General features: G+C 65.3%; 17 protein-coding genes and 1 tRNA gene. 10 read left to right on the forward strand and 8 right to left on the reverse strand.

Annotation, left to right across the window (positions count from 1 at the left end; all coding sequences use genetic code 11):
* The first annotated feature begins 168 nt into the window (after nucleotides 1–168).
* The 4 genes from JOZ79_RS13855 (at nucleotide 169) to JOZ79_RS13870 (ending at nucleotide 3,103) form a co-directional block, all read left to right on the forward strand.
* Entirely contained in the window at nucleotides 169–594 is a 426-nt protein-coding gene (locus JOZ79_RS13855) for a DUF3775 domain-containing protein (protein ID WP_294075326.1), read from the forward strand.
* A gap of 242 nt (nucleotides 595–836) precedes the next feature.
* Nucleotides 837–1,805 carry a hypothetical protein gene (locus JOZ79_RS13860; protein WP_294075329.1) on the forward strand — a complete coding sequence of 323 codons (969 nt, stop codon included), beginning with the start codon at nucleotides 837–839 and terminating at the stop codon, nucleotides 1,803–1,805.
* Between the two features lie 214 nt (nucleotides 1,806–2,019).
* Entirely contained in the window at nucleotides 2,020–2,322 is a 303-nt protein-coding gene (locus tag JOZ79_RS13865) for a PspC domain-containing protein (protein ID WP_294075332.1), read from the forward strand.
* 109 nt (nucleotides 2,323–2,431) lie between these two features.
* Nucleotides 2,432–3,103, forward strand: a complete 672-nt coding sequence (locus JOZ79_RS13870; RefSeq protein WP_294075334.1) for a hypothetical protein — start codon at nucleotides 2,432–2,434, stop codon at nucleotides 3,101–3,103.
* Between the two features lie 101 nt (nucleotides 3,104–3,204).
* On the opposite strand, the gene JOZ79_RS13875 is transcribed toward JOZ79_RS13870, so the two are convergent.
* Nucleotides 3,205–4,602 carry a methyl-accepting chemotaxis protein gene (locus JOZ79_RS13875; protein ID WP_294075336.1) on the reverse strand — a complete coding sequence of 466 codons (1,398 nt, stop codon included), beginning with the start codon at nucleotides 4,600–4,602 and terminating at the stop codon, nucleotides 3,205–3,207.
* A 137-nt stretch (nucleotides 4,603–4,739) separates the two neighbouring features.
* Between JOZ79_RS13875 and JOZ79_RS13880 the strand changes: the two genes are divergently transcribed.
* On the forward strand, nucleotides 4,740–5,609 hold the full coding sequence (locus tag JOZ79_RS13880) for a hypothetical protein (RefSeq protein ID WP_294075339.1): 870 nt from the start codon (nucleotides 4,740–4,742) through the stop codon (nucleotides 5,607–5,609).
* Between the two features lie 5 nt (nucleotides 5,610–5,614).
* Here JOZ79_RS13880 and JOZ79_RS13885 read toward each other — a convergent pair whose 3' ends face one another.
* Both JOZ79_RS13885 and JOZ79_RS13890 read right to left on the reverse strand, forming a co-directional pair.
* On the reverse strand, nucleotides 5,615–6,817 hold the full coding sequence (locus tag JOZ79_RS13885; RefSeq protein ID WP_294075342.1) for a DUF1343 domain-containing protein: 1,203 nt from the start codon (nucleotides 6,815–6,817) through the stop codon (nucleotides 5,615–5,617).
* A gap of 9 nt (nucleotides 6,818–6,826) precedes the next feature.
* Nucleotides 6,827–7,360, reverse strand: coding sequence for a DOMON-like domain-containing protein (locus JOZ79_RS13890; RefSeq protein ID WP_294075344.1), 534 nt, complete (start codon nucleotides 7,358–7,360; stop codon nucleotides 6,827–6,829).
* 45 nt (nucleotides 7,361–7,405) lie between these two features.
* Here JOZ79_RS13890 and tyrS point away from each other — a divergent pair, with 45 nt between their 5' ends.
* A complete protein-coding gene (gene tyrS, locus JOZ79_RS13895; RefSeq protein ID WP_294075346.1) occupies nucleotides 7,406–8,629 on the forward strand; it encodes a tyrosine--tRNA ligase in 1,224 nt (407 codons plus the stop codon).
* Here tyrS and recG read toward each other — a convergent pair.
* Entirely contained in the window at nucleotides 8,626–10,686 is a 2,061-nt protein-coding gene (recG, locus tag JOZ79_RS13900) for an ATP-dependent DNA helicase RecG (RefSeq protein WP_294075348.1), read from the reverse strand. The genes tyrS and recG overlap by 4 nt on opposite strands.
* Nucleotides 10,687–10,719: 33 nt before the next feature.
* Here recG and JOZ79_RS13905 point away from each other — a divergent pair, with 33 nt between their 5' ends.
* Nucleotides 10,720–11,016, forward strand: a complete 297-nt coding sequence (locus JOZ79_RS13905) for a succinate dehydrogenase assembly factor 2 (protein WP_294075350.1) — start codon at nucleotides 10,720–10,722, stop codon at nucleotides 11,014–11,016.
* Entirely contained in the window at nucleotides 11,013–14,501 is a 3,489-nt protein-coding gene (mfd, locus tag JOZ79_RS13910) for a transcription-repair coupling factor (protein ID WP_294075352.1), read from the forward strand. The genes JOZ79_RS13905 and mfd overlap by 4 nt, the downstream gene beginning before the upstream one ends.
* Nucleotides 14,502–14,508: 7 nt before the next feature.
* Here mfd and JOZ79_RS13915 read toward each other — a convergent pair whose 3' ends face one another.
* Nucleotides 14,509–15,339 carry an EAL domain-containing protein gene (locus JOZ79_RS13915; RefSeq protein WP_294075354.1) on the reverse strand — a complete coding sequence of 277 codons (831 nt, stop codon included), beginning with the start codon at nucleotides 15,337–15,339 and terminating at the stop codon, nucleotides 14,509–14,511.
* 176 nt (nucleotides 15,340–15,515) lie between these two features.
* Between JOZ79_RS13915 and JOZ79_RS13920 the strand changes: the two genes are divergently transcribed.
* On the forward strand, nucleotides 15,516–16,292 hold the full coding sequence (locus JOZ79_RS13920) for an NAD kinase (protein WP_294075363.1): 777 nt from the start codon (nucleotides 15,516–15,518) through the stop codon (nucleotides 16,290–16,292).
* Nucleotides 16,293–16,367: 75 nt separating this feature from the next.
* A tRNA-Asn gene (locus JOZ79_RS13925) sits at nucleotides 16,368–16,442 on the forward strand.
* Nucleotides 16,443–16,456: 14 nt separating this feature from the next.
* Here JOZ79_RS13925 and JOZ79_RS13930 read toward each other — a convergent pair.
* The 3 genes from JOZ79_RS13930 to putA form a co-directional block, all read right to left on the reverse strand.
* A complete protein-coding gene (locus JOZ79_RS13930; RefSeq protein ID WP_294075356.1) occupies nucleotides 16,457–17,800 on the reverse strand; it encodes an HlyD family type I secretion periplasmic adaptor subunit in 1,344 nt (447 codons plus the stop codon).
* Nucleotides 17,797–19,512 carry a type I secretion system permease/ATPase gene (locus JOZ79_RS13935; protein WP_294075358.1) on the reverse strand — a complete coding sequence of 572 codons (1,716 nt, stop codon included), beginning with the start codon at nucleotides 19,510–19,512 and terminating at the stop codon, nucleotides 17,797–17,799. Before JOZ79_RS13935 ends, JOZ79_RS13930 begins: the two co-directional genes overlap by 4 nt.
* Nucleotides 19,513–19,725: 213 nt before the next feature.
* A partial coding sequence (gene putA / locus JOZ79_RS13940; RefSeq protein WP_294075361.1) for a bifunctional proline dehydrogenase/L-glutamate gamma-semialdehyde dehydrogenase PutA occupies nucleotides 19,726–22,438 on the reverse strand: 2,713 nt, incomplete at its 5' end.

A 22,438-nucleotide genomic window follows, 5' to 3' on the forward strand; every position in this document is an offset into this window, starting at 1 on the left:
TGATTCCGCTGCTCTAACCAGCTGAGCTACTCCGCCACGCTTCGGTGGATGCGCCAGGGCGCTGAACGCCCACGGCGGCGCGGAATATAGGTGCGTCGATATGGTCGGTCAACGAGAGGAACCGCTTAAGGCTGCTCTCGTTCAAGCGGGCAAGACGAAGAGGATTGAATGGACCCGCTGACCCCACTCGACACCCTGTGCCGGATCATCCTTCGCGCTCGCGAATATGAAGCCCAGACCGCCAGCGACTATGATCCCGGCGAAGACGCCGACAATGTTGACGATGAGCAGGAGGGCACGCTCAGCGTCCTAGAGGACGAAATCAACACCAGCGTCGAAGAGGAGCTTCGAGCGGCCTTCGAGGACCTTGGCGAGGACCAGCTGGCCGAAGTGCTCGCCTTCTGCTGGGTCGGCCAGGGGACATATGAAGCCAGCGACTGGGACGAAGCCAGGGAAGAGGCCGACGAGCTGGTCGGGGGCGGAGTCGACGGCGCACTGGATGAGCTGATGGACATGCCTATGCTCGCGTCGGTCCTGGAGTCCGGGCTCGCGGCCTTCGACCTTAGCTGCCAGGGCGTCGGCGACCTTAGCTGAAAAATCTGATTTGCCGGATCATTTGCACTGCGGCGCTGCTTTTCGCGGCGCCCGTAGGGGCACAAACGCCGCCAGCTGAGCGGATCCTGACGCGTGCGCAGGCAGTTGCGCAGGACGCCGAAATCTATGCCCAGCGACACGCCGTCAGCCTGGCGGAAGCCGAGCGTCGCCTGCGCATCCAGGAGGCGAGCGTTCCCGCAACCGACCGGATCGCCGCCGAATTCAGCGACCGTCTGGCCGGCATGTCCGTCGAGCATGATCCGGACTATCGGATCGTCGTCCTGCTGACCGGGTCCGAGCCGGTCGCGGACCGAGTGCTGCATGCTGGCGGCGCCGATGTGACGGTGACGTTCAGAACGGGCGCGCGTGCCACCCACGCCCAGGCGATCGCAGCGATGCGCAGGCACCTGATCGATCTCCGTTCCGAACTTCCGGGCGCGCGCGGCGCCGGATACGACCAGCGCACTGGCGAGGTCGTCCTGCTCGTCCCGGCGGAGGATGCTGAACGCTATGGCGTCGCCGCCATCAAGGCGCGCGCCGAGCAGATCGGAGGCGTCCCCGTACGGGTCGTCGTCAATGAGCTTAGGGAATCGAACATGACGGTCGCCGGCGGCGGCCTCGTTGATGGGCTCAACCCACTGAACGGCCGCCGGTACAGGTGCACCACCGCCTTCGTGGTCACCGATGGGACGCGCGATGCGATTGCAACCGCGGCCCACTGCCCGGATGAGGTCGTCTATCGGGATAAGACAGGAATCGCCGTGCCGCTTGCCTTCGTAAGCCAGGACGGCGCGGCCTACCGGGACGTGCAGATCAACCTCAGCAGCGCTCTGCTGCAACCCCTCTTCTATTCCGAACGCAAGAATGGGGCGCTCAGAAGGCTGACCGGCTGGCGCAACCTTGCAAGCACGCGCGCCGGAGATTTCGTCTGCCACTGGGGCGAAAGCTCGGGCTACAGCTGCGCGGAGGTCGAACTGACCGACTACGCACCTCCAGGTGCGCTCTGCGGAGGACCCTGCGAGCCGACCTGGGTGACCGTCCCCGGCCCATCCTGCGTCCCCGGAGACAGCGGCGGCCCGGTGTTTAGCGGGACCACCGCATTCCGCATTGCCAAGGGGGTCAACCGGACGGCATCGGGCAGGTGCAACTTCTATTATTACATGTCGACCGACTATCTGCCGCTGCCGTGGCGATTGTCGGTCGCGCGTTAGAGTACCTTCCGGACCCGTCGAGCCGGGCATTGAGCACGCCAGGCCGCGCCGGTTGTTTCGATCGGCACAAATTCCCAACTTGTGGCTGCCCGCACGGCGCAATATCCGGTCCGATCCTCACCGCGGTACGCTAAATCCAAGATTAAGCGGAGCTTTCCTAATTTGGCACGGCTCTTGCTCGTCAACGAGCACAGCCTTGCCATTGGAGTTGAACATGCAGAATGCCGCCGAAACCCGCACTGCCCTCCCGCTTCGGTCCCACACGATCCTTGGCGTGTGCGAAGGGATCGGAGAGGATTTCGGCTTCAACCCGGCGTGGCTTCGCGTGCCCCTGGCGGCAAGCGTTTTGATCAGCCTCAAATATGCGGTCGCGGCCTACCTGCTGCTCGGCATCATTGTTCTCGGCTCGCGGCTGCTCTTCCCGCAGCCGAAGCCCACTGTCGACAGCATGGACGCCATCGAGGCTTCCGCGCAGGCCGACGAAGCAGAGGCTGCCGAGCTTCCCCTCGCCGCCTGAAACAAGGTCGACGGAAGGTTACAGCCGCATAAACCTCGTCTTTACGCCCTTGCGTTAGAACCGCCGGCAGTAAGGCTTCGCCTGACATTCATCAGACGAGGGGAGAAGGATGGCGACGATTCGCTCCGCAGAGCGACCGGTACTGAGCGCTGCCGACACCCAGCTCGCGCGCGTCGCGAGCAACGGTTGCGCGCGCCATCCGCATTTGCAGATCCTTGTCGAAGCCACCGGCCGAGACGCGGGGCGCGACCTGTCGGACGCCGTTCACCTGCTGTGCGGGCTTCACGGTCATTATCCCGGCCTTATCGAGATCGCGCTGCAGCGCTGCCCGTCCGGCGCTCCGCAGCAATGGCTGACGCGGGCGTCGGAAGCGTTCGAGCGTGAGCGCCTGTACCTGGTGCGCCTGACCTCCGCGGTCGGACCGCTGCCGAGTACGCCCGGAGCGGCCGAGACCGAGGCGAGCCTGCAAGGCGCCCGCCGTGCCCTGGAAATGCTTGCCCAATCCGAACGGCAGGGCTGCGCCCTTGGGTCCGCGACGGCTCTTATCGGAGATTGGTGGCCGATCCGCCGAGTCCTCGATCGAGCTGGAGCGCGGGCCGGCGTGCCCACGCCGCCCCCCTCGCTCCCGGACGAAGCATCGGTCGTGCACGTGATCGAGTCGCTGGCCACCAGTCCAGCTACGGCGCGTGCCCTGTCCTTCGGTGCGGAGCAGCTCCTGCTGCAGCATCGCGCGCTGTTCGACCTGCTCGAAGCTCGGGCCGAAGCTCGCAGCGACTATTGAATCTGGCCGCGTCCGCGGCTCGCGCATCTCTAATCGACAAACGAAAAGGGCGACCGCAGCAGCCGCGGTCGCCCTTTCATTTTGCGTAACGCGGCAGCCGATCAGTCATCGCGATAGGCAAGCTCGAAATTGCCCCAGCGGCGGCCGCCGAAATAGAGCGGCACGAAGACATTCTTCACCGGGATGAATTTGTCGCCGAGCTCCATCCGGTAGGTTGCGAGCGTTGCCGGTCGGTCGCTGGCGAGGGCCGCGCGAGTCGTATCGTCGATGAGGATGCGCCGATTTCGGCAATGCTCGTCGTTCCATACGGGATCGGGCCCCTGGGGATGGCTGCGCTTGCTGAGGTGCGTCGGCAGATAGCCGTTCATGTCTCCGATCGCGGAGCCGATGATGCGGGCGTCCGATGACTCGACCTGATCGAGGATCGGGCGAATGAGGCGGTCGGCGGCATCGTTGAAGCGAACCGCATATTGAACCGGATTGGTTCCCTCGATCAACTGGTAATCGCGATCGAAGACATCGTCGGCAGTGATGGCGCCGGCAGTGAGCGCCTGCTCGATCACGGCCATAATCTGGCGAGCCGAGTCCTGCGCCTTCAGCATGAAGGGCGTGTCGTCGATCTCTGCGCCTGAATTGGCGAGCGTGTCGAGCATGGTATTCGACAGCATTTCCAGGTGCGCGAGGCGCTTCTCGGCGCTAACCAGCTCGGTGCCGTTGGCGCGGGCGTCCGCGGCGAAGTCGGTGAGACCCGCCTTCACGCGATCGACGCTGGTCTGGATCATGCTGGTCGAGTGAGCGATGCCCTCGGTCTGGCGGTCAACCATGCCGACGATCTCGCTGACTTCCCGGACCGTGTCGCTGATCGTCCCGAACCCGGACTGGGCGGCGCGGCTGCGCTCGACACCGGTCTTGATCTCAGTCGTGACAGCGCCGGCCTCGCGGGTCAGTTCTCCGATCGTAGAGGCGATCTGGCTGGTGGCGGCGCGAGTGTCATGAGCGAGCTTCTTTACCTCGGCCGCGACGACTGCGAAGCTGCGGCCGGCGTCCCCTGCCCGAGCCGCCTCGATGGTCGCATTGAGTGCAAGCATGTTGGTCTTGCGGGCAATCGTCTCGATAGTCGAAGAGACGGTCTGCACCTGGTTCATCGCCGACGCGAAGCCGGCCATGCGCTCGCCGAGCTGGACGACGAGCTCGGTCAGGCCCTTGAAGCCGACGATCGTGTCTTCGATTGCGTCGCGGCCGGCCTCGAGCTTGGACTTGGCCTGTTCTGACAGCAGCCTCGCCTCGTCGGTCGAATCCGATACGCGCGCCTGGTCGGCGAGCAGCCGCGTCGTTACTTCCTCGAGCTGATCGAGGGTTCGCATATGGTCGTTGATGCGGCCCGCGACGCCCTGAACATAGCCGGCGACATCGCTGCATTCCATCGACAGCGAGCCGCAGTCCCGCGCCACTGCACGGATCGCATCTTCCGTGACTTGCTCAATCCCCATTGTCGCCATGTCGACGCCCGCTCCCGAACAATTCGCGACGGGGATACGCAGGAAACTCCTACGTCTTCGTTAACCACGCGGTCTGGCGACCTTGCAATTTTATTGGAAGTCATCAGCATTCGCTGGCCGAATGGGGAGGCAACGAATTGACAGAGTTTTCTTTGAGCTACCGAGGTAGCGAGGCTCAGGATCATTTACTTGATTTCTATGACGCGTCCAAAGCCCTGGTCGGCTTCCAGCGCTCGCTTGCGCTGACCGTTCATCTGGCCCTGAACGGCGAAATTATAACTCAAGCACCATCCCTCAAAGGGGCACGAGTTCTAGTTGGACCGCCGGTCGCAGGCAGCTGGGAGATCGTCGCGACTGTACTTGGAGGCATTAGCGCAGCGTCCCTTGCGCCCAAGGATTCGGTCTTAGGGCACTTTACGAGATCGCTTTACGACTATGTTTTGAAGGCGACGCTCGGAATAGACGTAGACTTTGAAAAGACTATTCGGCAGCAGTTTGCTGAACAGTGCGCTCAAAAGGGGATTACAGAAGAAAAGCTCGACAGCCTAATCGAAAAGACCGAGCCAGCGATCGTGGAAATGCATCGGCCGATTGTATGGTCGCAAAGCGCTCGCCGAGCTCGTGTCTTTTTCGGCCGCGACGGGGACAAGCTCGTCGGCCCCTCACTCACACCGGCGACATACGAGCACGCAACTCGAACGAAGAAGCTAACGAAGCCAGAAAAGTTCGATGGCCTGATATCGAGCTACAACGCGAATACTTTCAAAGGTCGCATTTATCTCGTCGATGCAAAACGGCCCGTCCCTTTCGAACTCGCCGAGAAAGCTCGCGACACTCAATCCATCAGAAAAATCACGAGCAGTCTCCGGTCCAACGCATTGGATAGACTAACATCCCGTCGAAATTACAACGCCGACATCACGATGAATGCATTCAGGCACGAGAGTTCGACCGGCCGTTTGAAGTCAATTTTCGTTGTGGAAGTATCTCCGTTTGATCTGACCTGAAGCGGTCATCGATAAAGAAAATGAGCCTGCTGCTCGTCTTCCCAGGCGCGCTCGTCGGGAACGGTGACGACGTCGAGGTCTCCGGGCGCGGCCTGCGGATCGTCGACCCACTCGCGGAGCAGCGGCGAGCCGTTGATGACGTCGATGGCGAGCTTGTCGAAGACATATTCGTACGGGAAGTCCCGCCACAGATCGTAGTCCGGATACAGCGCGCGGATCGCCTTGAAGGCGAGCGCCTGCAGCCGCCACGGCCTGAACGCCTCGTGGCCGTAGAACGGGCCCTCGGCGTGGATGAAGACGCCGAGGTTGAGCTCGCCCGCATGCTTGTGGAAAGTGGGCTGGAACGCGATGTCGCGCAGCTTGCAGCCGGCGAGCCATTGCGGCGCGAGGCGCTCCATCTCGGCCATCACCCGGCGCGGCTCGATGTCCGGCGCTCCGAACAGTTCGAGCGCCCGCGTGGTGCCCCTGCCCTCGCTAAGCGTCGTTCCTTCCAGCATCACTGTGCCGGCGTAAGCGCGGGCCATGTTGAGGTTGGCGGCATTGGGGCTCGGGTTGATCCAGACGCGGTCTTCGGGCCAGCCGAAGCCCGGCCCTCGATCCGGCGTCCAGCCGTCCATCTCGATCACGCGGTAATCGACGTCGAGCCTGAAGTGGTCGATGAACCAGCGACCGAGCTCGCCCAGCGTCATTCCATGGCGCATCGGCATCGGGCCGGCGCCGACGAAGCTTTCCCAGCCAGGCCGCAAGGTCAGGCCTTCAACCGGCCGTCCCGCCGGGTTCGGCCGATCGACCACCCACACGCTCTTGCCGTGCTCGGCGGCCGCTTCCAGCACGTAGAGCAAGGTCGTGACGTAGGTATAGATGCGGCAGCCGAGGTCCTGCAAATCGACGAGGATCGTATCGAAGGTCCCCATCGACTGACCGCTCGGCCGCCGGACCTCGCCATAGAGGCTGAACACCGGGATGCCGTAGATCGGGTCGGTGAAGTCGGGCGACTCCATCATGTTGTCCTGCAGGTCGCCGCGAACGCCATGCTGCGGCCCGAACACCGCAGACATGTTGAGGCCCGAGGCGACCAAGGCGTCGAGGCTGTGCGTCAGGTCCTTCGTCACAGAGGCGGGATGGGCAAGGAGCGCGACACGCTTGCTCTCCAGGGGGCGGCGAAGCTCGGGCTCGGCGAGCAGGCGGTCAATGCCGAACTGGGTCATGAATGCTGCTTAGGCAAGCTTGGCGGTGAAGCAACGGGCATCGTGGAAATCGGGCTTCTCACCGGCGTGTGCGAGCGCCCAGTACGACTTGGTCCCGTCCTGCTCCTCGATCACCGCGGATAGACCGAGCTGCCAGTGAACGGCGTCGACCGAGATCGTCGCGCCGAGCGCCCACCAAGTGAAATTGTCCTCAGCCCGGATATAGGGGACGGCAGCGACGGGTGCGTTGCCGAGCCTCTCGCGATAAGCCGCGAAATCATAGGCGGCCCAGCTACCCGACGGAGCGAAGTTCCATTCCCGATAAGCCTCGTCGCCGGAGCGCTGAAGGAACGCCTCGAAGCAGGTCGTGCGCCAGAGATCGTCAGCGCGGCCCGGCTCGTCGGATCGCGGGATGACGAAACGCTCCAGGGGCGCCGAGACACCGAACCAGATGTTGGTCGTCGCGGCCGATCCGAACGCCGCTGAATGCTCGACACGGGCCCAGACCCTGAACGGCGGATCGGTCGGCGGCGTCGACGGATGGGGCACGAGCGTCAGTTCCATGGCGGTGCAGTAGCAGGCCGCCGTGCTTGACGCTAAGCGGCTGGCATGACGGCTTACAGTTCCTCCCTTCTCAGGCTGCTCGATGAGCGTGGCTACATCCACCAGGTCACCGACCCCGGCGCCTTGGAAGCGCTGGCGAACAAAGAGGTCGTCAGCGGCTATATCGGCTTCGACGCGACCGCTTCGAGCCTTCACGTCGGCAGCCTCGTCCAGATCATGATGCTTCGCCGCATGCAGCAGGCCGGACACCGCCCGATCGTCGTGATGGGTGGGGGAACGACCAAGGTCGGCGATCCCTCCGGCAAGGACGAGAGCCGTAAATTGCTCACTGATGAGCAGATCGACGCCAACATCGCCTCGATCCGCCGAGTTTTCGAACGCTTCTTGAGGTTCGGCGACGGCCCGACAGACGCGATTCTGGTCAACAATGCCGACTGGCTCGACGGCCTCCAGTACATCCCGTTCCTGCGCGAGGTTGGGCGGCATTTCACCATCAACCGGATGCTGACGTTCGACAGCGTCCGCCTCCGTCTCGACAGAGAACAGCCGCTCACGTTCCTCGAATTCAACTACATGATCTTGCAGGGCTACGACTTCCTCGAGCTGTCGCGGCGGGTCGGGTGCCGGCTGCAGCTCGGTGGGTCCGACCAGTGGGGCAATATCGTCAATGGGATCGAGCTCGGCCGGCGGATCGACGGAACCGAGCTGTACGGAGTCACGACGCCGCTGATCACGACCGCGGACGGCGGCAAGATGGGGAAGACGGCGCAAGGCGCGGTGTGGCTCGATGCAGGGCTGCTCAGTCCGTACGATTACTGGCAGTTCTGGCGAAACGTCGACGATGCCGACGTCGGTCGGTTCCTGAAACTATTCACTGACCTGTCACTGGATGAGATTGCGCGCCTCGAGAGCCTTGAAGGTGCTAGGATCAACGAGGCGAAGGTGGTGCTGGCGACGGAGGCGACGGCGTTGCTGCACGGGCGCGATGCCGCGGAAGCCGCCGCACGGACGGCCTCCGAAACGTTTGCTGGAGGCGGCGCCGGCGAGGATTTGCCCACATTGACTGCCGGCTCGGCCATCTCGATCATGGCCGCCTTAACGGGGTTGGGCTTCTGCGGTTCGAACGGGGAGGCGAAGCGGAAGATCGCCGAAGGAGCGGTCAGGCTCGACGACCAAGTCGTCAGTGACGCGGGCCTGACAATCGAGGTGGCCGACAAGCCGATCAAACTCAGCCTCGGCAAGAAAAAACACGGATTGCTCGTTCGCTAGCCGCTCCTGATCAGACCCACCGCCTGGTCGCGCTCGAACAGGTACAGGCAGGTGCGCGCCGCCTGCCCGCGCGGTCCGTCCAGGCCTCCATCTCTTTCCAGAAGCAGTTGCGCGTCGCTGCTCGCGATCGGCGCGAGCTGGGCGACGTCCTCAGCGCTTGCGACGCGAAAGCCGATTTCGCCTGACTGCTTCGTGCCGAGAATTTCGCCCGGACCGCGCAGCCGCAAGTCCTCCTCGGCGATGCGGAAGCCGTCGCTGGTCTCGCGCATCAGGGCGAGACGGGCGCGACCGACCTCGGTTAGGGTCTGCCCGCGAACCAAGAGGCAGGTGCTCTTGCCGCTTCCCCGCCCCACGCGGCCCCGCAGCTGGTGGAGCTGGGCCAGGCCGAAGCGCTCGGCGCCTTCGACGATCATCAATGTCGCGTTGGGCACGTCGACGCCGACCTCGATCACCGTGGTCGCGACAAGGACGGCGAGTTCCTTGGCCGCGAAGCGCGCCATGACCGCGTCCTTGTCGGGCCCCTTCATGCGGCCGTGGACTAGACCGACGCGGTGGGTGCCGAAGCGCAGTTCAAGGATGCGCGCACGTTCTTCGGCAGCAGCGGCGTCGCTTTTCTCGCTCTCTTCCACGAGCGGGCACACCCAATAGGCCTGGCCGCCGCCGGCGATGTGGCGGCCGAGGCCGTCGATCACGTCGGCGAGCTTTTCCTCGCTGATCACTCGCGTCTCGATCGGCGAGCGGCCGGGCGGCATCTCGTCGATGCGGCTGACGTCCATCTCTCCATATTGGGTGAGCGTCAGGGTCCGCGGGATCGGTGTCGCCGTCATCACCAGGAGGTGCGGCGGCCGCTCGGCCTTGGCGGAGAGTAGCAGGCGTTGCGAGACGCCGAAGCGGTGCTGTTCGTCGATCACGGCAAGGCCGAGATTCCTGTACGCGACCTTTTCCTGGAAGATGGCGTGGGTGCCGACGAGGATATCGATCGATCCGTCGGCAAGGCCCATCAGGACGCTGTCGCGCGGCCGGCCCTTCTCGCGGCCGGTGAGGATCGCGACCCGGACGCCAATGCTGTCGAGCTGCTTCAACAGGGTCGCGTGGTGCTGGCGCGCCAGGATTTCCGTCGGAGCGAGAAGTGCCGCCTGCGCCCCGGACTCGACCGCGGCGAGCATCGCCAGCAGGGCGACCAGCGTCTTGCCCGAGCCGACGTCGCCCTGCAGCAGCCTGAGCATCGGCACGCTTTGGGCCATGTCGCCATGGATCTCCCCGACGACGCGCCGCTGCGCATCGGTCAGCTGGTACGGCAGATCAAGCCGGGCAGTAATTCCGCCGGTCCCCGGAAGCGGGACGGTCCTTCGGCGCCGCGACGATTGCCGAAGGAGCGACAGCGCGAGCTGGTTGGCAAAAATCTCGTCGTAAGCGAGCCGTCGGCGAGCCGTGTCGCTACCCGGCTCGCGATGGGCTTCAGCGACCGACGTACGCCATTGACGCCACCCCTCGCGAGACATCAGGCCAGGCTCGATCCATTCGACCAGCTCGGGCGCGCGTTCGACGGCGGCCGCCGTAAGCTCACCGAGGCGACGGTTGGTCAGGCCCTCGGTCAGGGGATAGACCGGCTCCCGGACGGCGGGCTGCGGCCCCTGACCGGGCTCGGCGATGTCCGGGTGGATGACCTGCCACTCTTCGCCATAGGCTTCGAGCTTGCCCGAGACGATCCGCCTCTCGCCGATCGGCAAGCTCCGTTTCGCCCAGCCCGGGTTGTTGAAGAAAATGAGGCTGATCGTATTCTGGTCGCCGTCGGACGCGAACACTCGCGTCGGCCCTCGTCCGGACCGGGTTTCGCGGGTCTCGAACGGCGTGACCTCGAGGATGATCGTGCGGCCGAGGAGCGACGCATTAGCCGCCGGCACCTTGAGGCGTTCGATGACGCCTGTCGGTAGATGGTAGAGCAGGTCGACGACGCGAGTGATGCCGAGCTTCTTCAGCTGCTTCGAAACCTGTGGCCCAACACCCTTCAGCACCTCGACCTCGGCGAACAAGGGATTGAGGATTTCGGGGCGCATGAGCCGTTGTTAGCGGGTCACGCGGCGCTCGCAATGCGCGGCGGCGATGACTACATGCCTCCCATGCCTTCCGACCCGGAATTGAAGCGCCTTCAATGGCGCGCGCACCATCGCGGCACGCGCGAAGCCGACGCGATGATCGGCGGATTCTTCGACGCAGCCCATGACTCATGGGCCGCCGAGGAGCGCGCGACCTTCGCCGCGCTGCTTGAGGAGCAGGACGTCGACATCATGGCCTGGGCACTAGGAACCGCGAGCGCCCCCGAGCGCTTCCAAGGTCCCATGCTCGAAGCGATGAAGAGGCTCGATTACATCCGGATTGCACGATGACCGACGCGCTTCAGCGAGTCCTTCGCGCGACCGATCCCCTGACCCTCGCCTCAGTGCCGACCGGGTTTCTGCCTTGGCTCGCGGCGGATCTCGCACGCGCCGCTCACGGCACCGGCAAGGGCGGCCGCGCGGTCGTCATCGCCGCCGACGAATCCGAGATGCGGGCGCTCGCAGAGACGATCCCGGTGTTCGCGCCCGAGGTCGAGGTTCTGACTCTGCCCTCCTGGGACTGCCTCCCCTACGACCGAGCGTCGCCGGCGCTTCGAGTCATGGCGGAGCGGCTTGCGACTCTCAGCGCGCTTCAGGCGAAGAGCGACAAGCCGCAGCTCCTGATCGCGACCGTCAACGGCGCGACCCAGCGGGTGCTGACCCCATTTCGCGTCCGCCAGCTCACGCGGCGCATCGCCGAGGGCGGGCGGATGGACCGCGAGGCCCTGATCGCTCAGCTGACGGCGCTTGGCTTCCAGCGCTCGGACACGGTCGCCGAGCATGGCGAATATGCGGTTCGCGGGTCGCTGATCGATGTCTTCCCGCCGGGCGAGGAGCAGGCGCTTCGCCTCGACTTCTTCGGCGACGAGATCGACAGCCTTCGGCGATTCGACCCGGCCGACCAGCGATCGACCGAGAAAGCGGAGGCCTTCACGCTGATGCCGGCGTCGGAAGCGCTGCTCGACGAGGACACGATCAAGCGCTTCCGCTCGCGCTATCGCGAGAAGTTCGGGGCGACCGCGACTGGCGACCCTCTCTATCAGGCGCTCTCCGATGGGCGCCGGATGGCCGGCATGGAGCATTGGCTTCCGCTTCTTGAGGAGCGGCTGTCGACTTTGTTCGACCATCTCGGCGAGCACGACATCGTTCTTCGCGACGCCGCGGCCGACAAGGCGTTCCAGGATCGCTCGGACGCGATCGAGGATTATTACCAGAACCGCGTCCGGGCTATGGAAGCGCAGCCCGGCAGCTACCGCCCACTTGGACCAACGGCCCTTTATGTCAGCAAGGACGAGTGGCAGGCGTTGCTAGCCGATTGCCCGATCCACCGCGCCTCCGGATTCCCCGAGCCCGAATCCGCGCGAACTATCGACTTCGGCGTCGAGCCCGCCCGGGATTTCGCTCCGGAACGAGCGCAGCAGGCCAATGTCTACGAGGCCGTCGCAAAGCATATCGCGGACCTTCGTCGAAAGGGCCGCAAGGTCGTCCTTGCAAGCTACAGCCGCGGCGCCCGGGAGCGGCTATCCGGCCTGCTCGAGGACCATGACGTCAAGACGCACAAGGCGGCTGACAGCTGGCAGGACGCCTTAGGGTCGAAGACGCAGCCCGTGCTCATGGTCCTGCCGCTGGATCACGGCTTCAGTACCGCCGAGGTTGCAGTCCTGACCGAGCAGGACATGCTCGGCGACCGGCTCGTTCGCCGTCGGAAGAAGCGCAAGGCGGCTTCGGCCTTCCTCGAGGAGCTGGCGACGCTCTCGCCCGGCGACCTCGTCGTGCACGCCGACCACGGCATCGGCCGCTACGAGGGCCTCACCCAGATTCCCGTCAGCAAGGTGCCGCACGATTGCGTCGCGCTCGAATATGCGGGCGGCAACAAGCTATACGTGCCCGTCGAGAATATTGAGCTCCTGACCCGCTACGGCGCCGAGAACGAGGGCGTCGCCCTCGACCGGCTGGGCGGCGAGGCATGGCAGCGGCGCAAGTCGAAGATGAAGGAGCGCATCCGCGAGATCGCGGGTGAACTCATCAAGACGGCCGCCCTGCGCGCGACCCGCGCTGGCGTTGTCGCCCAGGCCGACGCCAGCTATCCCCAGTTCGTCGACCGGTTCCCCTACGAGGAAACCGACGACCAGGATCGCGCGATCGAGGAGGTGCTCGGCGACCTCGAGGCCGGAAAACCCATGGATCGGCTGGTCTGCGGCGATGTCGGCTTCGGCAAGACCGAGGTCGCTTTGCGGGCAGCCTTTGTCATGGCAATGTCGGGAAAGCAGGTGGCGCTCATCTGTCCGACCACGCTGCTTGCCCGCCAGCATTATGCGAACTTCACCGAGCGTCTTCACGGCTTCCCGATCAACGTCGGCCGCCTGTCGCGGCTGGTGCCCTCGACGGAAGCGAAGAAGACCAAGGAGGGCCTCGCAGACGGCACGGTCGACATCGTCGTCGGGACCCATGCCATTCTCGCGAAGGGATTGAATTTCAAACGCCTGGGCCTCGTCATTGTCGACGAGGAGCAGCATTTCGGAGTCGCCCACAAGGAGCGGCTCAAGGCCCTCAAGACCGACGTTCACGTCCTGACGCTGACCGCTACGCCAATCCCGCGCACCCTGCAGATGGCGATGAGCGGCCTTCGCGAGCTATCGGTCATCCAGACGCCGCCGGTGGATCGCCTTGCCGTCCGAACCTACGTTACCCCCTGGGACCCAGTGGTCGTGCGCGAGGCGCTGCTGCGCGAGCATTTCCGCGGCGGTCAGAGCTTCTTCGTCGTGCCCCGGATCGCCGACCTGCCCGACATGGAGGAATGGCTCCGCTCGGAGGTTCCCGAAGTGAAGTCCGTGACCGCGCACGGGCAGATGGCCCCGACCGAGGTCGAGGAGCGGATGAGCGCCTTCTATGACCGCAAGTATGACGTGCTCTTGTCCACCACGATCGTCGAGAGCGGGCTCGATATCCCGACTGCCAACACCTTGGTCGTCCATCGCGCGGACCGTTTCGGGCTCGCCCAGCTTTACCAGATCCGGGGCCGCGTCGGCCGGTCGAAGACCCGCGCCTACGCCTATCTGACGACGCCGGCCGACCGGCAGGTGACCGAAACGGCGGAAAAGCGGCTGCAGGTGCTCGCCAACCTCGACAGCCTCGGCGCGGGCTTTCAGCTCGCCAGCCACGATCTCGACATCCGCGGCGCCGGCAACCTGCTCGGTGACGAGCAATCGGGCCACATCAAGGAAGTCGGATTCGAGCTTTACCAGTCGATGCTCGAGGAGGCGATCGTCGAGATGAAGTCGGGCGGTGGTCCGAAGACCGAGGAGTTCACGCCGCAGATCAGCGTCGATGCGCCGATCCTTATCCCTGAAGCCTACGTCCCCGACCTCGATTTGCGGATGGGCCTCTATCGTCGGCTGGGCGAGCTTGAAGACCGGCCGGCGATCGACGCGTTCGCGGCTGAGCTGATCGACCGCTTTGGCGCGCTTCCCGAGGAGACCGCGAACCTGATGAAGATCGTCGAGATCAAGCTGAACTGCCGCCAGGCGAATGTCGCGAAGCTCGACATCGGCGCCAAGGGCGCGGTTGTCACCTTCGCCGAAAGCGGCTTCAGCGATCTTGCGGGTCTGCTCGGCTATGTCGATCGGCTGAAGGGCGCGGCCAGGCTGCGACCGGACAGCAAGATGACGGTGTCACGAGATTGGTCGACGCCCGAAGCACGGCTCGCCGGAGCGGTGCAGCTCTCGCGCGGCCTCGCCCGCGTTGCGGTTGCCGGCGATAAGAAGGAAGCCGCCTAGGCGCCCCTCATGCAGCCTCGACGAGGCTTGCGGTCACGAAGCGCCAGAGTTCTTCCTCGGTCAGCGCGCCGGCGGCGAGGAAGCCCTGGTAGCATTCGCAGCCCCAGTCGACGAGCAGCGCAAGTTGGCTCGTGCTCTCCACGCCTTCGACGATGACCTTGAGGTCGAGTTCGCGCGCGAGCTGGATCAGCGCCCGCAGGACGATACGGTCGCGAGCGCCTCCGACGATGTCGCAGACCAGGCGCCGATCGATCTTGATGAGGTCGAGCGGCAGGCTGATCAGATAAGCGAGGCTTGCGTAACCGGTGCCGAAATCGTCCACGGCGATCCTGAAGCCGGCATCCCGTAAGCGCAACAGGCGCTCCGCCGCGGCGGCCTCGTCTGCCAGGAGTGCGCTTTCGGTTATCTCGACGGTGACCCGGCGCGGATCGATTCCGCAGTGGCCAACCTCTTCGAGAAGCCACTGGTCATGTCCGACCCGCGAAATTTCCTGAGGAAGGAGGTTGAGGGATATACCGAGCCCGGCGAGTGGTCCTGACCATGCTGCCGCGGCCCTCAGTGCCTTGCGCTGCACGACCCTCGAAAGCTGCTCATGCAGGCCGGCGCGAGCCGCTCGCTCGAACAGCATGTCGGCGGACTGGGCAATCGGCGAGCGCGCAAGCGCCTCGGCGGCCAGGATCCGGCCGGTAACCGGCTCGATCTGCGGCTGGTAGAGGACGTCGATCTGCTCATTGGCAATCATGCTTTCGAGCAGTGGATCGGAATGGTTCGTCGCCGGTCCGGCCCCCGCGTCTGCCGTGCCCTTGCCCCACTGCAATACGTTCGCCCAAGTCAACATGGGAATAGCGCTACGGGTCCCGCGGACGGGGTGAAACAACCGTGTCGGTCGCGCCTCGAAACGGGACAGTGACGCGGGGTGCCGATCCGCTTATGTTTCCCTCCCGAAAGCAGACGTTCGAAGGACCCGGATTGACCGCCGACGCACCCCATTCCGACGGCTGCGAGCCAATCGACCTGCGCCCCCAGGGAATCGGGCTTCTGTCGTCCCACACCGAGGTTGCGCGCGCTGCCGACGCCCTTCTTCGTAAGCGCTACATATTCGCACCGCGCGGCGAGGCGCAGACCCTGGTGGCGCTCGGCGGCGACGGATTCATGCTCCAGACCCTTCATGCGATGCTTGGCCATACCAAGCCGCCGTGCCCGGTGTTCGGCATGAACCGCGGCACAGTCGGCTTCCTGATGAACGAGTGGCGCCTCGACCGTCTCGCTGAGCGCATCGAGGCCGCGAAAGCCATTCGCGTCGCTCCGCTGGAAATGCGGGCGACCACCGTCGGCGGCGAGCAGTCGGTCCATGCCGCGATCAACGAGGTCTCTCTGCTCCGCGAGACTCGGCAGACCGCAAAGATCGAGATCTCGGTCGACGGACGAGTGGCCCTTCCCGAGCTCGCCTGCGACGGCGTCTTGGTCGCGACGCCGGCGGGATCGACGGCCTATAATTTGTCCGCTCGGGGCCCGATCCTTCCGCTTCAGGCCCGGATGCTGGCGTTGACACCGATCAGCCCGTTCCGCCCGCGCCGCTGGTCGGGCGCCATTCTCCCGGACGACACCGCGGTCTGCCTGCGGATCCTCGAAGCCGACAACCGGCCGGTCTCCGCGGTTGCCGACCAGATCGAGGTCCGCGACGTCGCCAAGGTGGAGGTCCGCCTCGACCGGGAACGCTCGTTGACCCTGCTGTTCGATCGGGAACATGCGCTCGACGAGCGAATCGCGATGGAGCAGTTCGCGACCTGACCTGTCCCGAAATGCTTGCCTTTGGAGCAGGCTCCGCTATTGAGCCGCGGCGCCCAGAAGACCCTGACGGGCCGCTCCCCGGTAGCTCAGCGGTAGAGCATCCGACTGTTAATCGGACGGCCGCCTGTTCGAATCAGGCCCGGGGAGCCATTTCTTCCGCTCGCTTATTCCTCATGCCCCGAGCGCCACAAGGCGGAGGTCAGCGGGTCGAAGATATATTCAAGTGCCGTGCGCTTGCGGACAGTGAGAACGATCTCGACAGGAAGGCCTGGGCGGAGTTCGCCATTTCCGAGCACCGAGCGAACCCGGTTGAGCTCGGATTCCGGAACGACGATCTGGGCACGAAAATAGGACATGCCGGTCTTGTCGTCCTTGAAGCTGTCGGCCGAGACCGTGCTCACCGTGCCCTTGAACAGCGGCAGCGATCGGTTGTGGACGCTGACGAACCGAACCTGAGCCGTCTGTCCCTGGAAGACGTCGTCGGCATCGGTCGGTCGCAGCTGCGCCTGGATGATCAGCGACTTTCCGTCGGGAACGATGTCCATCAGCGTCTGCCCGGACGCGACCACTCCGCCGACGGTGAACACGCTAAGGCCGACGACCTGGCCGGTCGCGGGGGCCCGGACCTCGGAATTGTGGAGTTGCTCGCGAACTGCGACGAGCTTGGGCAGCGTTTCGGAGATTTTCGCCTGGGTGTCCTTGAGGTCACCTTCAATCTCGGTGATCTTGTCGCGAACCAGGCTCAATGATTGCATTCGGGTCTCACCGATGCCCTGCCCCGCCTGGGCATATTGAGCGCTCATCGCGCCTTCCTGGCCATGGAGATCGGCCTGGGCCCGTTGCAGCTCGCGGACCCGGTTGATCGAGGCCCAGCCCTTGGCCGCGATGGCCTGGAGCCCATCAAGCTCCTGGCCGATCAGCTGTTGCTGCTGGACAACGGCGCTGCGCTGCTGGACGAAGCCGCTCTGCTGTTCGGACAGCTGGCTCGCGCGCTGGCGCAGCACCGACTGCTGCGCCGCCAGCGAGGCTGCGCGAGCATGCATTTCAGCGAGCTGGAGATGCATCACCTCGTCGGCGATCGGCTTGTCCTCGGCGCTCAGGGTCGCGAACTCGGGTGGCGGAGCGAAGCCCGCCTGGCCATTGCTTTCGGCGAGCAGCCGAGCGCGCTGCGCAAGCAGGGTCAGATAGTCGCTCGTCAGCGATCGCTCCGAAGCCCGGACGTCAGGCGCGGCAAGCTCCACGAGCACTTGCCCTGCCTCGACGTGCTGGCCCTCGTGGACATTGAGGGCCCTGACGACGCCGCCGTCGCGGTTCTGGACCGACTGGCGATTGCCGAGGACGGCGATGGTGCCGGATGCCGTGACTCCGGCGTCCAGCGGGGCAAGCGCCGCCCAGCCCAACAGCACGACGAAGAACAGGGCGGCAATGACGAGGCCCATTCGGATCTCGCGCGAGGGGTTGCCCGCCTCAAGATCGGTCGGCGCCGGAAGAGTGATGGCGTCGCTCACGCGGCATTCTCCGAGGTTTGCGGGGCCGCAAGGCGCGCGACCACTTCCTTCGCCGGACCGATCATGCGGGGGCGGCCCTCGTCGAGGACAAGCAGCGCATCCGCGGCCTCGAGCACGCCGCGGCGATGGGCGATGATGATGACTGTCGCGTTGCGCGCGCGGGCAGCCTTCACGGCGGCAAGCAAGGCGAGCTCGCCGAGATTGTCGAGGAAAGCGTTCGGCTCATCGAGGACAAGCATCGCGGGCTGTCCGTAGAGTGCTCGGGCAAGCGCGATCCGCTGCGCCTGTCCCGCCGACAAGCCGGAGCCCATCAGTCCAAGCGGCGTGTCATAGGCCTGGGGAAGCTGCAGGATCATCTCGTGCACTCCGGCCTCGCTTGCTGCAGCAACGACCGCAGCGTCGATCTCCCGTGCCTCGTCGACGGTCCGCGGCCGTGCGAACCGCGCGATGTTCTCCTTGATCGTTCCTTCGAACAGCGACGGCTCCTGCGGCATGTAGCCGATGTGGCGACCGAGCTCGTCCTGGTCCCAGTCGCTGAGCTTAGCGCCGTCGAGGCGAACCGCGCCGACGGTCGGCTGCACGGCCCCGACCAGGAGCTTGCCAAGCGTCGTCTTGCCCGATCCGCTTGGGCCGATCACGCCGAGGATGCGGCCGGGAAGAGCGTGGAAGCTGATTCCGAGCAGGAGCGTGCGGCCGTCCCGGTTCCGCAAGCCCACCTCCTGCACCAGCAGGTCCCCCCTGGGTGCGGGCAGGGCCGTGTAGACCCGCGGCTCGCCGACGCTTTCTAGCGCCCGCGACAGGCGCTCCGCAGCCGCTCGTGCCGATGCCAGCGACGACCAGCCGCCGATGATATTCTCGATCGGCTGCAAAGCCCGGCTGAGGAGCACCGACGAAGCGATGATCGCGCCCGACGAGATCGATCCGTTGAGCGCGAGAAGCGCGCCGAGGCCGAGGGCGGCGGACTGGATGAACAATCGGAAGAACTTGCTGGAAGCCGAGAGGCGGCCGCCGGCGAACTGCGCCGCGACCGTATTGCTGACAGCAAGGCGGCGATGATCGAGCTGGCGGTCGACGACCGCGGCGGTCATGCCGAGCGCCTTGATCGTGCTGCCGTGCACGGCCGCTGCCTGCTGGCTGTTGTGGGCCGCGCCCATCGCCGCCGTGGCAAGGTCCATCTTCTTCTGCGTCGCGCGTCTGTTGAGCCCTGCCAGGGTCACCAGGATGATCGCGGAGACCACCGCCAATACGCCGATCCAGAAATGCAGCAGGAAGGCGACGATCAGGAATACCGGAGTCCACGGAGCGTCGAACATGGCCGCGATCACGGGGGCGGCAAGAGTGGTTCGGACGGTGTCGAAATCGCGCATCGCCTGGCCAGCGGCGGCGGAATCGGCGCTCATCATCTGCTGCAGGATGCGAGGCGCGAGCAGAGCGTCCAGGCGGACGCTAGCCCGGATCAGCAGGCGGTTGCGGATCATGTCGAGCGACGATTGCGCCACGAGCGCGATCGCCAGCGCGAGCGTGATGAAGAACAGGGTCGCCCGGCCACCCGTCGGCACCACCCGGTCATAGACCTGGAGCATATATAGCGTCGGTGCGAGATAGAGCAGGTTGATCAAGAGGCTGAAGCCGGCAGCTGCAAGGAAATGGCTGCGGCACTCCGCCAGAGCCTGGCGAAGGATTGGTGGCAGTGCGACGCCCCCGAGCTTCACGCCGAGGCCTCGACATTCCGGGCTTGCAGGCCAGTCGTGTGCAACGTCTTTCCCAACCTCAATCCTGTCCCTTCAGCGGGGCCTTCGCGCTGCCAGCGATGTGCAAAGCGGCTGGTACCGCAATTCGTCGATGATACTGCTCTCTCTTTTTAAGCTTAAACGCCAATTAACAAAGGCGATTCCGCGGGCGGTCCGTTCCCGCGCGCCGTGCCCTCAGCCCTCGATGGCGGCCATGAGGCTCGCGTTGCCGCCGGCCGCCGTCGTGTCGGTGCAGGTGACGCGCTCGGTCGCGAAACGGGCGACATAGTGAGGTCCGCCCGCCTTCGGGCCAGTGCCGCTGAGCCCTTCCCCGCCGAAGGGCTGGCTTTCGACGACGGCGCCGATCTGGTTGCGGTTGACATAAAAGTTCCCGACCCGCGCTCGGCTTTCGACGAAGTCTCGAACGGTGTCGATGCGGCTTTGCAGGCCAAGAGTCAGCCCGTAGCCCGCCGCGTTGATCTGGTCGATCACGCCTCCGAGCCCATCGGCAGGAAACCGGATGACATGCAGGATCGGCCCGAAATTCTCGCGGTTCAGCTCGGCGAGGGAGCCAATCTCATAGAAGGCCGGAGAGACGAAACTGCCCTGCGCTGCTTCGCTCGGCAGGGCCCTGCGGCATATCCGTCGAGCATTCGAGTCCAGCCAGCCGAGATGCTCGTCCAGCGCCCGCCTCGCCTCCTCGTCGATTACCGGCCCGACATCGATCGCGAGATCCGCTGGGTCGCCGATCTCCAGCGCCTCCATCGCGCCCGAAACCATCGCGATCATGCCGTCGGCGACATCATCCTGCACGAACAACACGCGGCAGGCCGAACAACGCTGGCCGGCGCTCTGAAACGCGGAGGAAATGACGTCGCGCGTGACCTGCTCGGGCAGCGCCGAGCTATCGACGATCATCGCGTTCTGGCCGCCGGTCTCGGCGATGAAGGGGATGATGGGGCCGTCGCGATCGGCAAGCGTCCTGTTGATGAGCCGCGCCGTTTCCGTCGAGCCGGTGAAGGAGACTCCCGCAAGCAGGGGGTGAGCCGTCAATGCGGCACCAACCTTGCCGTCGCCCGGAGCCAGCTGGGCGACGTCCCGCGGAATGCCTGCGCGATGCATCAACTCGACGGCGAACGCGCCGATCAGCGGCGTCTGCTCGGCCGGCTTGGCGACGACGGCGTTGCCGGCCGCGAGGGCAGCGGCAATCGGCCCGGTGAAGATCGCCAAGGGGAAATTCCACGGCGAAATGCAGGCAAACACGCCGCGTCCGTGAAGGCGAAGCTCGTTCAGCTCGCCCGTGGGGCCGGGCAAATGCATGGGGCGAGTGAATTGCCGCCGCGCCTCCGACGCGTAGAAGCGCAGGAAATCGACCGCTTCGCGAACCTCGAGGATCGTGTCGGGCAAGGTCTTGCCGCCCTCGCGGATGCAGAGCGAGAACAGCTCTTCGCGATGCTGCTCGTACAGGTCGGCCGTCCGGTCGAGCAGCCGCGCCCGAGCCTCGCCGCCAAGCGCATCCCAGGCCTGCTGTTCCTGATGGCCGGCCCGGACCATCGCGTCGACACCGGACGGGGTCGCCTCCGAAACGCTGCCTACCCTTGCGCTGCGATCCTGCGGCGAGACAACCGCACGGGCGTTCCCAGTCCCGCGCGTCGGCCTGGCTGACCACTCGCGGCTCTCCAGCGCCTCGAGCCGGCCGTAAAGCGGCGCACGAACGAGCGGATCGGAAAGATCGACCCCGGCGCTGTTGCGGCGCCCCGGTCCGAACACATCGCGGGGAAGCGGAATCTTCGGATTGCGCCTGGGCTCCAGCGCGGCCAGCTCCGCAACCGGATCGCGGGTCAGCTCGTCGATCGAGACCTCCTCGTCCGCGATCCGGTTGACGAAACTCGAATTCGCCCCGTTCTCGAGCAGGCGACGTACCAGATAAGCGAGCAACTCCTTGTGGCTGCCGACCGGCGCGTAGATCCGCACCGGCGTGCGTCCATCGCCGATGGCCTCCTCCAGCTTTGCAAGCTCGGCGTAGAGGCCCTCGCCCATGCCATGGAGCCGCTGGAACTCTAGCTCCCGACCGGCGGCCAGCGCTTTCACCTGGCCGATCGTGCTTGCATTGTGCGTCGCGAAGGCAGGGTAGATGACGTCGCTGGCATCGAGCAGCACCTTCGCGCAGGCGAGATAGGAGACGTCTGTCGCGACCTTGCGAGTGAAGACCGGATAATCGGTGAGCCCATTGACCTGGGCGGCCTTGATCTCGGTATCCCAATAGGCGCCCTTGACCAACCGGACCATGAGCCGCCGCCGATGCATTCGAGCCGCATCGGCGACCCATTGGCACAGCGGCAGGGCGCGCTTCTGATAGGCCTGGATGGCGATTCCGAAACCGCCCCAGGAGCTTCCGTCCGTCCGCGGGGCGAACAGTTGGTCGTCAGCAAGCAGCGCCTCGAAGACGTCAAGCTGCAGCTCGAGCCGGTCCGCTTCCTCAGCATCGATGGTGAAGTGGACGTCCGCGCGAGACGCCTTCAACGCCAGTTCGCGCACGATCGGCACCACGGCGTTGACCGCCTCTTGCTGCCGCGTATATTCGAATCGGGGATGCAGGGCCGTCAGCTTGACGGAGATCCCTGGCGATCGCCGGAACCCATCGCCTGCGCTCCCGGCGATTCTGTCAAGCGCCGAACGGTAGGAGGCCGCATAGCGCTCCGCATCCGCGAAGGTCTTGGCCGCCTCGCCAAGCATGTCGAAGCTGTGACTGAGGCCATGGCGGCGCTCCGGCTCAGCTCTCTTGAGCGCTTCGTCGATGGTTCGGCCGAAGACGAAATTGCGGCCAAGGATCTTCATCGCCTCGCGGACGGCGGTCCGAACCACCGGCTCGCCGAGGCGGCCGACCGCGCGGCCGAGCGCCGCCCGC

Origin of the sequence: Sphingomonas sp. (assembly GCF_019242355.1) — a bacterium.
Taxonomy (GTDB): domain Bacteria; phylum Pseudomonadota; class Alphaproteobacteria; order Sphingomonadales; family Sphingomonadaceae; genus Sphingomicrobium.

What these genes read in the sequence shown, in the direction of transcription:
- JOZ79_RS13870 (WP_294075334.1), top strand. Translation starts at nt 2,432, where the DNA reads ATGGCGACGATTCGCTCCGCAGAGCGACCGGTACTGAGCGCTGCCGAC.
- tyrS (WP_294075346.1), top strand. Translation starts at nt 7,406, where the DNA reads ATGACGGCTTACAGTTCCTCCCTTCTCAGGCTGCTCGATGAGCGTGGC.
- JOZ79_RS13860 (WP_294075329.1), top strand. Translation starts at nt 837, where the DNA reads ATGTCCGTCGAGCATGATCCGGACTATCGGATCGTCGTCCTGCTGACC.
- JOZ79_RS13905 (WP_294075350.1), top strand. Translation starts at nt 10,720, where the DNA reads ATGCGCGGCGGCGATGACTACATGCCTCCCATGCCTTCCGACCCGGAA.
- recG (WP_294075348.1), bottom strand. Translation starts at nt 10,686, where the DNA reads ATGCGCCCCGAAATCCTCAATCCCTTGTTCGCCGAGGTCGAGGTGCTG.
- JOZ79_RS13865 (WP_294075332.1), top strand. Translation starts at nt 2,020, where the DNA reads ATGCAGAATGCCGCCGAAACCCGCACTGCCCTCCCGCTTCGGTCCCAC.
- mfd (WP_294075352.1), top strand. Translation starts at nt 11,013, where the DNA reads ATGACCGACGCGCTTCAGCGAGTCCTTCGCGCGACCGATCCCCTGACC.
- JOZ79_RS13890 (WP_294075344.1), bottom strand. Translation starts at nt 7,360, where the DNA reads ATGGAACTGACGCTCGTGCCCCATCCGTCGACGCCGCCGACCGATCCG.
- JOZ79_RS13885 (WP_294075342.1), bottom strand. Translation starts at nt 6,817, where the DNA reads ATGACCCAGTTCGGCATTGACCGCCTGCTCGCCGAGCCCGAGCTTCGC.
- JOZ79_RS13875 (WP_294075336.1), bottom strand. Translation starts at nt 4,602, where the DNA reads ATGGCGACAATGGGGATTGAGCAAGTCACGGAAGATGCGATCCGTGCA.
- JOZ79_RS13915 (WP_294075354.1), bottom strand. Translation starts at nt 15,339, where the DNA reads ATGTTGACTTGGGCGAACGTATTGCAGTGGGGCAAGGGCACGGCAGAC.
- JOZ79_RS13855 (WP_294075326.1), top strand. Translation starts at nt 169, where the DNA reads ATGGACCCGCTGACCCCACTCGACACCCTGTGCCGGATCATCCTTCGC.